Below are 12,586 nucleotides of genomic sequence, written 5' to 3'. Positions count from 1 at the left end.
TCAGCATATTCTAAAGCTTAAAGCTTAAAATAAAATGACTATTTTAAGATTTTATGCTGAATTAATTTTACCTAGGTCACTTTTTTAACACATCAATGATCCAGGGTTTCATCCATTGCGTAATGATTGGTTGTGCTTCTACATTGGGGTGAATGCCATCTCGTTGCATTAGTGATGCTTGTGGTGCTATCTCCTGCATGAAAAAGGGGATCAGTGGAATTTGATAAGTGTCGGCCAGTTCATAAAAGACGTCATTAAACATTTTACTGTATCGAGGTCCGTAATTTGGCGGCACCATCACTTCTGTAAGTAACACTTTTGCATCGGCTTGCTGTGAGTCTTGAATGATTTTTGTAAGATTTGATTTCAATTTAGCGGGTGGAAAACCTCGTAATCCATCATTTCCACCGAGCTCAATGACCACTAAGTCAAATTGGCTTGAAGCGAGTAAATCCGCGATACGCCTAGCACCGCCAGCCGATGTTTCGCCACTCACCGAGCCATTAATAATGGTGTGCTCAGGAAGCTCGTTGCGTAACAATTGTACCCAGCCTTGTTCTTCCTCCATACCATATCCAGCACTTAAACTATCACCTAGTATCAAAATCGTGGCAGCATAGCTGGAAGAAGAAACTGATAAAACAATAATTAACGTAGCAAGACTGCGCTTAATCGCTAATGTTAAGAAGGATCCTATGTCGAATTTTGCGAAAGACTCTAGTGCCATTACAGTAACTAACCTCATAAAAACAGTGGTAACTCAAGAAGGTGAGCTTACTATCCTCAAGGGCATCAACATGGATGTCAAGCAAGGAGACAGTGTCGCCATTTTAGGACCGTCAGGATCTGGCAAGTCAACGTTACTCGGGCTGCTTGCCGCACTTGATACGCCTACATCGGGTGAAATTTTATTAGCAGGCTCGGCATTATCAGGTCTTAATGAAGAGCAAAAAGCCGCACTGCGAAAAAAGAAAGTCAGCTTTATTTTTCAATCATTTATGTTAGTAGATACCTTAACCGCCCTTGAAAATGTGATGTTGCCTGCTGAATTAGCGGGTGTAAAAGATGCTAAGCACAAAGCACAGAATATGCTTGAACGAGTCGGATTAAGCCATAGATTAACCCATTTACCTAAACAATTATCAGGCGGTGAACAACAAAGGGTTGCCATTGCGCGAGCTTTTATTTGTGAGCCTAAGGTGCTTTTTGCCGATGAGCCAACGGGCAATTTAGACAGTGTTAATGGCGATAAAATTGCTGATATGCTGTTTGCACTAAACCAAGAAAGCGACACCACATTAGTCTTGGTTACCCATGATTTACAGTTGGCAAAACGTTGCAAACGTCAGTTTGTGATGGACAGCGGCCAACTTACCGAAGCCCCAAATAGCCAAGCGCATAGCGCTAACTCTCCCTTATTGGCAGAGGAGGTGAGTTAATGGAGTGGCAATTAGCATGGCGCCTTTTTAAACGAGAATTAGCCCAGGGACAGTTACTGCTTATTGTATTAGCGATTACCCTTGCCGTCTTATCGGTTAGCGGTTTAGCGCGAGTCAGTGAGCGCTTACAGGTAGCGATTAATGGTGAAGCTGCAACCTTTATTGCTGCCGATCGCATCATTAACTCCCCTGCAGTGGTTGAGCCTAAAGTATTGGCCATTGCCAATGAGTTAAATCTTAAACACGTGACTAATATGCAATTTAACTCCATGGTTTATGCCGGTGATAAATTTCAATTAGTGACCATTAAAGCCGTCGGTGAGGCTTACCCGTTAAAAGGTAAAATTGAATTATCAAACGGTGAAACATCCTCACTACCCCAGAAGGGGGAAGCCTGGTATGAAAATCGTTTAGGTGGGCTACTGGGTTATCCAGAGTCTTTAGAATTAGGTAATAGTATTTTAACCCTCTCGGCTGAAATTAGCCGATTACCGGACGGCGGATTTAATCCCTTTGCATCGGCGCCTGTATTACTGATGCGCCTTGATGATGTTGACGCAACCGGCATTATCCAACCGGGAAGTCGAGTCAGTTATATTTATCAATTCACCGGTGATGTAGACGCGTTAGCCGAGTTTGAGCAACAAGCCAAGCCGCTTCTCAATAATAGCCAGCGATGGGTAGATGTACAGTCAGGAGATTCGCCTATTGCTTCGGCGGTAAAACGCGCAGAGCGATTTTTATTGTTAGCCAGTTTACTGGGTATTGCGTTAGCCTGCGCCGCTATTGGTATTGCTGCCCAGCGTTATTGCCAGCGTCATTATGATGTTGTAGCCATGCTAAAAACCTTTGGTGCTTCAGCTAAGCAAATTCGTTTATTGTTTGGTTTACATTTAATGTTGGTAACGTTACTTGGCATAGTGCTGGGGTTATTTGGCGGTTTGTTGCTTGATTTAGCGATAACTCAATTCTTACCTCCCGAAATAGCCGCCTATTCACCACCTTATATGCGGCCATTTTTACTGGGGATGTCGACTGGGTTAATCAGTGCCTTTATGTTTTCGGCTTACCCACTGATGCGCCTGCTAGCCATTCCACCTTTAAGGGTATTGCAGCGGCAACTAGAAGGCTTACAACTGGGTATGTGGCTGCATTTGTTGCTCAGTCTAGGTGCAATGGCATTATTGGGCTATTTGTACTCCAGAAGTATCGCGTTAACCATGACAGTGGTGCTTACTGTATTACTACTAGGATTACTGCTGAGTATACTTGGTTTTTTGATGATCCGAATGGGTCACAGCGTGGGCATGAAAACCACTAATCCATTGCAGTTAGCATTAGCAGGCCTTCGTCGCAGAGCAAGACAAAATGCGGTTCAGTTAGTCGGCTTTAGTAGCGCACTGGTACTACTGTTAACGATTTTGGCTTTGCGACAGGACTTACTTAATGAGTGGCAAAAACAGTTACCTGAAGATGCACCTAATTACTTTCTAGTTAATATTGCCCCTGAAGATACCCAGCCTTTGCAACAATTTTTGGATCTACACCAAATTGAAGCTACCGACATTTACCCGGTTATCCGGGGACGTTTAACCCATATCAATGGCGAAGAGTTAATTTCTGGTGAGCAGCAAGATGCTGGTATGCCTGGCCGAGTAGGTATTTCTCGTGAGTTAAACCTGACGTATCGCGATACTTTGCCGCCTAACAATCCCATTGTAGAGGGGACATTTAATCAGGCAGATGATGAAGTGTCAGTTGAGTCCGGTGTGGCTGAGCGGCTGGGATTAGCGTTAAATGACACCATGACATTCAATATTGATAATCAGTCATTTACGGTTAAAGCAACCAGCATTAGAAATGTACAATGGGAAACATTACAGCCTAACTTTTTTATGATTTTTAGGCCTAAAGCGCTTGAGAAGTTTAATTATACCTCGATGGCAAGTTTTCATTTAGATGATGACAAGCTAAAAACCGCGGGTAGCGCATTGAGTGCTAATGCTGTCGTGTTGCAGTTGATTAAACAATTCCCGACTATTTCAGTGATTGATGTGGGTGCGATGGTCGAGCAATTAAGACAAATTATCGATCAAGTGTCTTTATCGCTAAGCTTAGTTTTGGCGCTTGTGCTTCTGGCCAGTGCGTTGGTGTTGATTGCCCAAACTGAAGCGGGGATGGCAACACGGCAGCGCGAGCTGGCAGTGCTACGAACCTTTGGTGCATCCGGTTGGCTTCTGCGTTCTGCCACTGGATTAGAGTTTGCCTTACTCGGGGCAATAGCGGGCTTGCTAGCTGTTATTGTTGCGGAGTTTGCGCTTTACATGCTTAAAACTCAAGTGTTTGAATTGGTTGTCTATATGCATTGGCCGTGGTGGGTAATCGCACCATTATCAGGCGCCGCAGTGGTGTCGATATTAGGCATGTGGCGTTGCCGACAATTATTAAACCAATCTTGCAGTGATTTGTTAAAAGCGGGATAAAGCAATATCAGGGAGAGGCTTAGTCTCTCCCTGATTTTTCATCAAGCAGCTTGGCTAACTTAAGGCTATTGAGCATTTGTCGCTTGTCTGTTGGTGACAAGCCATTAAGCGGTTTAGTTAATTGTTGAACTAAACTGGTAAATACCTTTGCCTTGTTTCATTTTCGTTTGCCCAGACGGTGATGAAATACTGATTAAAACAGTATCACCCGCTCTATTTTCGATGTTAATTGATGTGTTTTTGCAATCTGTTTTGCAATCTGAGATGACAAAGTGAATAATCATCACCCTTTAATGTTCATGCTATTTAGATTTGAAGGTTTGTTATACATATGAAATTCAGCCCGTTGGTCGATGAGCTTATTCAATCGTTGCGAATATTACCCGGCGTTGGGCCAAAATCAGCACAACGCATGGCTTTTCAATTATTAGAGCGCGAACGAAAAGCCGGTCTCAAACTTGCAGAATCATTACAAAAAGCCATGTCTGAGGTTGGACATTGCCAAGGATGTCGCACCTTTACCGAACAGGATTTGTGCCCAATTTGTGCTAGCCATAAACGCGGTAATGCCGACGTGATTTGTGTGGTTGAAACTCCCGCTGATGTGTTAGCTATTGAGGCTGGTGGCCACTTTAATGGGCGTTACTTCGTATTGCTAGGGCATTTATCGCCACTTGATGGCATTGGGCCAGAAGAGTTAGGGCTGGCCTTGCTAGAGCAACAATTATCATCCGATGATGTACAAGAGCTTATCCTCGCCACCAACCCAACGGTTGAAGGCGATGCGACCGCACATTTTATTGCTGATATGGCTCGCCGTCATAATGTAGTGATTAGCCGTATTGCCCATGGCGTTCCTGTTGGGGGCGAATTGGAATATGTTGATAGTACAACTTTGGCATTATCGTTTAATGGCCGGATAACGCTATAACCTGTTAAGTCACCATCAAACCTTAGATGGTGGCTTAAAAAATCACCAAAAAAACATCCCCCCCTTGAATTGTATTCCCTAAGCCCCATCTCTTGTATATCAAAGCATTTTAGAGTGGTCGCTTTAGCGGTGTTAGCAAGTTACCCGCTTAAAGTAACCGTTATGTAATACCTCAAAGTACTATCAAGGGAATTATTCATGTCACAACAAGAAACACATGGTTTTCAAACCGAAGTTAAACAATTACTGCATTTGATGATCCACTCTTTGTATTCAAACAAAGAGATTTTCTTACGTGAATTAGTTTCAAATGCGGCCGATGCGGCAGACAAACTTCGCTATTTAGCGTTAACCGATGATGCTTTATATGAAGGTGATGGTGATTTACGTGTGCGTATCAGCACCGACAAAGAAAAAGGCACTGTGACCATTTCTGATAATGGTATCGGTATGACTCGCGACGGCGTGATTGAGCATTTAGGTACTATCGCTAAATCAGGTACCAAGGAGTTTTTTAGCAACCTTTCAGGTGAAGCCTCTAAAGATTCACAATTAATTGGTCAATTTGGTGTTGGTTTTTACTCGGCATTTATTGTGGCCAAAAAAGTGACAGTACGTACACGAGCTGCAGGTAAACCTGCAAATGAAGGTGTGTTATGGGAGTCTGAAGGCGAAGGTTCTTTCAGTGTAGATAACATCACTAAAAATACCCGTGGAACCGAAATCACCTTGCACTTACGTGATGAAGAAAAAGAATTTGCTGATGAATATCGCTTACGTTCAATCATTACTAAGTATTCAGATCACATCTCTGTACCAGTGCAAATGTTTGAAGAGGGTACGCCTGAATCAGACGGCCCCGACGGTGAAAAAATTCCAGCAACTGAAGGTTTCTGGAAACCAATGAACAAAGCCACTGCGCTTTGGACAAGAAGTAAATCAGATATTACAGATGAAGAATATCAAGAGTTTTATAAGCATATCTCCCATGATTACAGTGACGCATTAAAGTGGTCACATAACCGTGTTGAAGGTAAGCAGGAATACACTAGCTTATTGTATATTCCCTCCAAAGCACCGTTTGACCTGTTTAATCGTGATCATAAACATGGATTAAAATTGTTTATTCAGCGTGTGTTTGTTATGGATGATGCTGAACAGTTTATGCCAACTTACTTACGCTTTGTAAAAGGCTTAATTGACTCAAAAGATCTGCCATTAAACGTATCGCGTGAAATTTTACAAGATAATCAAATCACCAAGTCATTACGCACAGCTTTAACTAAGCGTGTATTGGGGATGCTAGAAAAGTTAGCTAAAGATGACGCTGAAAAATATCAGGCATTTTGGGCTGAATTTGGACAGGTGCTTAAAGAAGGCCCAGCTGAAGACTTTGCTAATCGTGAGCGCATTGCCAGTCTTTTACGCTTTGCGTCGACGCAAGACAATTCTGCGGCAACAACCGTGTCGTTAGATGCCTACATTGAACGCATGAAAGAGGGTCAGGAAAAGATTTATTACATAGTGGCAGATAGCCATGACGCTGCGGTAAATAGTCCTCATCTTGAATTATTGCGTAAAAAAGGCATTGAAGTGTTGTTAATGTCAGAACGTATCGATGAATGGTTAATTAACCACTTAACTGAATACAAAGGCAAAAAGCTGCATTCGGTGACAAAAGGCGATTTAGAGTTAGGTTCATTAGAAGATGAAGCAGACAAAGAAGCGCAAGAGAAAGTTGCTGAAGAGTCTAAAGGCTTGGTTGAACGTATCAAAGCAGCACTTGATGGCAAAGTCTCTGATGTGAAAGTGACTTCGCGCTTAACAGATACCCCAGCCTGTGTGGTAACTGGTGAGGGCGAAATGTCGACCCAAATGATTAAATTAATGCAAGCAGCGGGTCAACCTGTTCCTGACTCTAAGCCAACATTTGAGATCAACCCAACGCATCCTTTGGTCGAGCGTTTAAACAGTGAACAAGATGAGCAACTGTTTGCTGATTGGTCTAACTTGTTGCTACAACAAGCGCAACTTTCAGAGAAAGGCAGTTTAGCTGATCCATCGGCATTCATTAAGTTAATGAATCAAATGTTGATGTCGAGCTTTAAGTAACACTGGAGCGGATATGAAAGCGGACTAGATGTCCGCTTTTTGCACTTTAAGGGGACCTATGGAACATATCATTTCGTTAACTAAAGAAAACATCCAGCAAGTTGTTGATACCTCGATGGAAAAAATGGTGGTATTAACCTTTTTTGCCCAGCAAAAGCCAGAAAGCATGCAGATGCTGCAAACTCTGACGCAGTTAGCCAGCGCCCATAAAGGGCGGTTTATATTGGCATCGGTAGACTGTGAAGTGGAAATGGAAATTGCGCAATATTTTCAAATTCAAAGTTTACCCACCACGCTGGTATTAGATAAAGGTCGTCCAATAGATGGCTTTGCCGGCGTACAAGATAGTCCAAGTGTCACCGCCTTGCTTGATAAGCATTTGCCACCTATGTGGTCACAAGCATTTGAAGACGTTAAAGCACTTTTGTCACAAAATGAATTGTTAACCACCGAAACCCTGACTCGCTTAAGCGTCGAACTCAAAGATATTCTCCTTCAAGCAGATAATCTTGCCCAGGTGCAATTAGTCCTAGCAGATGTTTATTTACAACTAAATCTACTGGGTGATGCAAAAACGATTTTGTCCGGCATTGGACTGGCAGATCAAGATAGCTATTATCAAAATTTAAAAGCTAAACTCGCATTAGCAGAAGATGCTGCTGATACTCCTGAAATTCGTGAGCTTCAACAACAACTTGAAAGTAATCCTACGGATATTTCATTATCAATTGATTTAGCTAAAGCGCTTAATAAAGCCCAGCGTAACGACGAAGCATTAGAAACGCTTTTTGGTTTTTTACAAAAAGATTTGAATGCTGGTGATGGCAAAGTTAAACAAGTGTTCTTGGAAATATTAACCGCAATGGGGCAGGGCAATGCCTTGGCCAATCAATATCGTCGTAAATTATATACCTTACTGTATTAAACGGGCTTGCCTGCAAATGGGTTGTGGTTATTAGATATAGGTCTAATGGAGTGTGTTTGCCACTATGAATAGTGTGGCAAATATGCGAAAATCGCCGCCCTAAAAAGAATATAATCTTAAAAGAGGACTTTAGAGATGCGCATTATTTTATTAGGTGCCCCAGGTGCCGGTAAAGGTACCCAAGCTCAATTTATTATGGAGCAATATGGTATCCCACAGATCTCTACTGGTGATATGTTACGTGCTGCGGTTAAAGCGGGAACACCACTTGGTTTAGAAGCCAAGAAGGTTATGGATGCTGGCCAATTAGTTTCAGATGACTTAATCATTGGTTTAGTAAAAGAACGCATCGCACAAGATGACTGTGCTAAAGGCTTCTTACTTGATGGTTTTCCTCGCACAATTCCACAAGCTGATGCAATGGCTGCCAATGGTATTGCGATTGATCACGTGATTGAAATTGACGTACCAGACGAAGAGATTGTTAAGCGCATGAGCGGTCGTCGTGTGCATTCTGGTTCAGGTCGTGTTTACCATGTTGTATTTAATCCACCCAAAGTGGAAGGTAAAGACGACATTACCGGTGAAGAATTAGCAATACGTCCAGATGATGAAGAATCGACAGTTCGTAAGCGTTTAGGTATCTATCATGAGCAAACTAAGCCATTAGTTGATTACTATGGCAAAGTTGCAGCTGAAGGTCGTACCGAGTACAACAAGTTTGATGGTACTCAAAGTGTTGCTGCAGTCAGCCAGCAATTAGCTGCGGTACTTAAGTAACGACTTTATCTATAAAGAAAAAGCCTGCTTAGTCTGGGGCAATAATAAAAAGGGATCTGTTAATACAGATCCCTTTTTGTTTGTTGATTCACTTGTTCTAGAACAATGATTTATGTATAAATTTTGTATTTGCCTATTAGCCTAATTGCTATCAGTAGGCTATTGACACTAAATAGTGAACAATCGTCTGTATTGGTTTTGTTAATAATAAGGTTTAACGGTTAAGTATCTTGTTATCATGGCCAAATACGTTTTCAAAATGGCCAATAATGCTTTAAAAATGTGACTCATAACGATAAGTGGCTGACTGACTGTTTGATTGATGGCAAACGGTCAACGTTATGCTGATTGAACACCAGACAGAACAGGCAGTCTTTGTCGGCTAATTGTGGTAAAAGTCATTTAATCTCATAAGGTTAATATGTTATTATTCGCCGCCGTTTATCTATGGTCGCTGCATATTTAAGCAAGATTGTGTTAAATATAAACTAAACTGATATTTTTATTTCGCTGCACGGATGCAAACTCATGAGAATCGATTATGAAGTTTCCTGGTCAACGTAAGTCGAAGCATTATTTTCCTGTAAGTAACCGTGATCCGCTGTTGGCGCAATTTACCCAACAGCCGCAAACCTTTCCTACTTACATTTGTGGGATCGACCAAACCTTAGTCGACATTGAAGCTAAAGTGGCTGAAGAGTTACTTGAACGCTACGGTTTACCTAAAGGTAACTCTACCTTGATCGATGATGAAAGGGCGCACATTCTTTATAACGAATTAAAATCAAATAACATGATCAGTGATGAGTTTGCGGGCGGCACCATAGGGAATACCGTGCATAACTACTCTATTCTTGCCGATGATCGTTCAGTATTATTTGGTGTCATGAGTCAGAATATTATGGTGGGCAGCTATGCATACCGATACCTGTGCAATACCTCTTCAAAAGTCGATTTAAACTATTTACAACCCGTAGACGGTCCTATTGGACGCTGCTTTACGTTGATTTCGGCGGATGGAGAGCGTACTTTTGCGATCAGTAAAGGCTCAATGGATAAGCTGACGCCTCATTATATTAATCAGCAAGTGGTTCAAGAAAGTGCAGCATTGGTGATCACCGCTTACTTAATGCGAGCCAGTGATGGCGATGGCATGACATCGGCAGCCATGAAAGCGATTGAATATGCTAAAGCGGCTGAAGTTCCAGTGGTGTTAACTCTTGGTACGCGCTTTTTAATTCAAGAAGATCCTGTTTGGTGGCAAAACTTTATTAAAGAGCATGTCACTATATTGGCAATGAATGAAGATGAAGGTGAAGCATTAACTGGCTTTAAAGATCCATTACTGGCGAGTGAAGCGGCACTGGAGTGGTGCGATATGGTGTTAACCACAGCGGGGCCAATTGGGTTATACACTGCTGGTTATGCTGAAGATAGTGCAAAACGAGAAACCAGCCACATTTTGTTACCCGGTGCGATCCCTGAGTTCAATCGTTATGAGTTCTCTCGTCCTATGCTAAAGGCTGATTGTGAACAACCGATTAAAGTGTACGCCCATATTGCACCTTATATGGGGGGGCCAGATTATATTCGTAACACCAACGGAGCCGGTGATGGCGCGTTATCAGCCTTATTGCATGATTTGTCTGCGAACAACTACCATAAAACTAATGTACCTGGTTCAAGTAAACATAAACGTGATGGATTATGCTACTCGTCATTCTCTCAGGTGTGTAAGTATGCTAACCGTGTCGCCTATGAAGTGTTAGCCCAACACAGCCCAAGGTTGTCTAGAGGTTTACCAGAGCGCGAAGATAGCCTAGAAGAATCATATTGGGAACGTTAACCCATGGTTTGGCTAGTTAAATAGCCTTAGCTTGGGATATAAACGCTTAGCAAAAAGCCCTTTGTCTTGTTCACTGCGTTTCATTAACGTGCAATAGACCCGCTATTGACGGGTTAATGTGCCTTAATTTCAAAACAAATGACAAGTTTACTAAAAATAAGCTTAATCTGTTGAATTGTGCTTATTGGGCCCATCTCTTAACCCAAGTTGAGGTTAAATAAAAACAAAGTTAAAAAAAACGATAATGTTTTGTCATTATCGTTTTTTTTTGATGAAATTTTAATAGAATAGACCCAGATAACTACTTGAAGGAGCTTAAGGTGAAGGGACAAATTTTACGAGAAATGCATGTGCTCAAAGCAATTGAACCTGAATTTGAAGTTCAAAGACGCGTTGCATTTATCAAATCTAAGCTCAAAGACGCCCACTGTTTTTCGCTGGTATTAGGGATCAGCGGTGGCGTTGACTCATCATTAACCGGTCGTTTATGTCAACTTGCTGTTGATAGCCTCAACGAAGGTAAAAATGATAAGCCATACAAGTTTATTGCCGTCAGATTACCTTACCAAGTTCAAAAGGATGAAGATGAAGCCCAGTTGGCTTGTCAATTTATTCAACCCAGTAAGCAAGTAACAGTCAATATTGCAGGGGGGGTGATTGGCGCGCATGAGGCGACATTAGCTGGACTTGCTGATGCTGGAATAAATTTACCTGCAGCAGATAAAGTTGATTTTGTTAAAGGTAATGTCAAAGCCAGAATGCGCATGATAGCGCAATATGAAATTGCGGGGATGGTGGGCGGCTTAGTTGTAGGTACTGATCATAGCGCAGAAAATATTACCGGTTTTTATACAAAATTTGGTGATGGTGCCTGTGATTTAGCGCCTTTGTTTGGTTTAAATAAACGCCAAGTTCGGCAACTGGCCGCTTATTTAGGCGCTCCTGAGATTTTAGTTAATAAAGCTCCCACGGCAGATCTAGAAGATGAAAATCCACAATTAGAGGATGAGGTGGCTTTAGGACTAACCTATGACCAAATTGATGATTTTCTAGAAGCTAAACCGGTAGAAGAACATGTTGAATCTAAATTAATCGCGATTTATCAACGTACTCAGCATAAACGTAAACCGATCCCAACCATTTACGATTAACCTTCCTTGAGGGGCGTCAGTAAGCCTTAGATATATGACACGCATTAACTTGGCTGAGTTTTCTGTGTGTCATTACTTTTATGGTGCAAATAAGTGATCTTTGTGATTGATGCTTAAGCTAGCGGGATAACTATTTTTATCTTTAAGATATTGAATTATTGTTAAATCAATGGCCTGTTGAACTTTCAAGAATATTGTTGATTCTTAATCCACATTGTCTATTGCCAAGGTCGATTAGCTTGAATGTTATCGTTGCTTTGGTGTTGCGCTACTTATCAACAATGCTTGTCATTTAATCATGGCAAATTCAAAACAAATGATTATTTACTAGGCTGCGATATCTGGAAAATTACATGTTAACCCTCAATCAGTTTGATGCAACATTGGCCTTAATAATTCAATTAATTTATTGGGAAATTGACGATAGTCTAAATATGGGGTTAAAAATACCGAGGAATGATATTGAATCGCCTGCTTTTCATTCAATGAAAGGTGTTGTGCTAGTACGATTTTGTTAAACATGAAGCGTGAACTGGTATTTTTGCCGCAAATGATGTGCGCAATATCAGGATCTCGCGCTAAATTATCAGCATTTTCATATGAGTCATTCACAATGACAATCGCAAGGGGAATATGCTCCGTACAGCTTTGTTGAAACAAGTTCGGCTGTACTTTTCGCCAATCAGAAAATTCTTTGCAGACTAGTTTGCTTATAATCACCATTATTTTACGCCAATGATTACCGTTAGCATGGATTAATTGTGCTATTGCTTGTTCACTTGTGGGCAGCCAATTTTTGGGAATGATTGGTGCTGAAGGCAAATAAAAGATGATTTTGGGTTTCAATGCCCCAAAGTAGTGGCTGATTAACGCGGGATTGGACGGATTATCATCAAGCATTTTCATTTTATTATCGTAT

The 12,586-nt window shown here is 41.5% G+C and carries 10 protein-coding genes; 8 read left to right on the top strand and 2 right to left on the bottom strand.

Annotated elements, in window-relative coordinates:
- Positions 1-76: 76 nt before the first annotated feature.
- Entirely contained in the window at positions 77-727 is a 651-nt protein-coding gene (locus OHT75_RS00715; protein ID WP_264724452.1) for an arylesterase, read from the bottom strand.
- Between OHT75_RS00715 and OHT75_RS00710 the strand changes: the two genes are divergently transcribed.
- The 8 genes from OHT75_RS00710 (at position 696) to nadE (ending at position 11,667) form a co-directional block, all read left to right on the top strand.
- Complete coding sequence (locus OHT75_RS00710) at positions 696-1,439, top strand: ABC transporter ATP-binding protein (RefSeq protein WP_264724451.1); 744 nt, start codon at positions 696-698, stop codon at positions 1,437-1,439. The two genes, OHT75_RS00715 and OHT75_RS00710, sit on opposite strands and share 32 nt — an antisense overlap.
- On the top strand, positions 1,439-3,922 hold the full coding sequence (locus OHT75_RS00705; RefSeq protein ID WP_264724450.1) for an ABC transporter permease: 2,484 nt from the start codon (positions 1,439-1,441) through the stop codon (positions 3,920-3,922). The genes OHT75_RS00710 and OHT75_RS00705 overlap by 1 nt, the downstream gene beginning before the upstream one ends.
- Before the next feature lie 331 nt (positions 3,923-4,253).
- Positions 4,254-4,853, top strand: a complete 600-nt coding sequence (recR, locus tag OHT75_RS00700; RefSeq protein WP_264724448.1) for a recombination mediator RecR — start codon at positions 4,254-4,256, stop codon at positions 4,851-4,853.
- A gap of 198 nt (positions 4,854-5,051) precedes the next feature.
- Positions 5,052-6,965 carry a molecular chaperone HtpG gene (gene htpG / locus OHT75_RS00695; protein WP_264724446.1) on the top strand — a complete coding sequence of 638 codons (1,914 nt, stop codon included), beginning with the start codon at positions 5,052-5,054 and terminating at the stop codon, positions 6,963-6,965.
- Positions 6,966-7,023: 58 nt separating this feature from the next.
- Complete coding sequence (locus OHT75_RS00690; RefSeq protein WP_264724445.1) at positions 7,024-7,890, top strand: co-chaperone YbbN; 867 nt, start codon at positions 7,024-7,026, stop codon at positions 7,888-7,890.
- Between the two features lie 135 nt (positions 7,891-8,025).
- Positions 8,026-8,670, top strand: coding sequence for an adenylate kinase (gene adk / locus OHT75_RS00685; protein ID WP_264724443.1), 645 nt, complete (start codon positions 8,026-8,028; stop codon positions 8,668-8,670).
- 541 nt (positions 8,671-9,211) lie between these two features.
- On the top strand, positions 9,212-10,516 hold the full coding sequence (locus OHT75_RS00680) for an inosine/guanosine kinase (RefSeq protein ID WP_264724441.1): 1,305 nt from the start codon (positions 9,212-9,214) through the stop codon (positions 10,514-10,516).
- Between the two features lie 320 nt (positions 10,517-10,836).
- Complete coding sequence (gene nadE / locus OHT75_RS00675; protein WP_264724440.1) at positions 10,837-11,667, top strand: ammonia-dependent NAD(+) synthetase; 831 nt, start codon at positions 10,837-10,839, stop codon at positions 11,665-11,667.
- Between the two features lie 363 nt (positions 11,668-12,030).
- Here nadE and OHT75_RS00670 read toward each other — a convergent pair whose 3' ends face one another.
- On the bottom strand, positions 12,031-12,573 hold the full coding sequence (locus tag OHT75_RS00670) for a DUF6942 family protein (protein ID WP_264724439.1): 543 nt from the start codon (positions 12,571-12,573) through the stop codon (positions 12,031-12,033).
- Positions 12,574-12,586 lie beyond the last annotated feature (13 nt).

This window comes from Shewanella subflava, assembly GCF_025971955.1.
Classification (GTDB): Bacteria; Pseudomonadota; Gammaproteobacteria; order Enterobacterales; family Shewanellaceae; genus Shewanella; species Shewanella subflava.
This window is presented reverse-complemented; position numbering and strand designations above follow the sequence as displayed.

Bases quoted from the DNA above. Each gene is read 5' to 3' on its own strand.
- htpG (WP_264724446.1), top strand. From the start codon at position 5,052: ATGTCACAACAAGAAACACATGGTTTTCAAACCGAAGTTAAACAATTA.
- recR (WP_264724448.1), top strand. From the start codon at position 4,254: ATGAAATTCAGCCCGTTGGTCGATGAGCTTATTCAATCGTTGCGAATA.
- OHT75_RS00670 (WP_264724439.1), bottom strand. From the start codon at position 12,573: ATGAAAATGCTTGATGATAATCCGTCCAATCCCGCGTTAATCAGCCAC.
- adk (WP_264724443.1), top strand. From the start codon at position 8,026: ATGCGCATTATTTTATTAGGTGCCCCAGGTGCCGGTAAAGGTACCCAA.
- OHT75_RS00690 (WP_264724445.1), top strand. From the start codon at position 7,024: ATGGAACATATCATTTCGTTAACTAAAGAAAACATCCAGCAAGTTGTT.
- OHT75_RS00680 (WP_264724441.1), top strand. From the start codon at position 9,212: ATGAAGTTTCCTGGTCAACGTAAGTCGAAGCATTATTTTCCTGTAAGT.
- OHT75_RS00705 (WP_264724450.1), top strand. From the start codon at position 1,439: ATGGAGTGGCAATTAGCATGGCGCCTTTTTAAACGAGAATTAGCCCAG.
- OHT75_RS00715 (WP_264724452.1), bottom strand. From the start codon at position 727: ATGGCACTAGAGTCTTTCGCAAAATTCGACATAGGATCCTTCTTAACA.
- OHT75_RS00710 (WP_264724451.1), top strand. From the start codon at position 696: ATGTCGAATTTTGCGAAAGACTCTAGTGCCATTACAGTAACTAACCTC.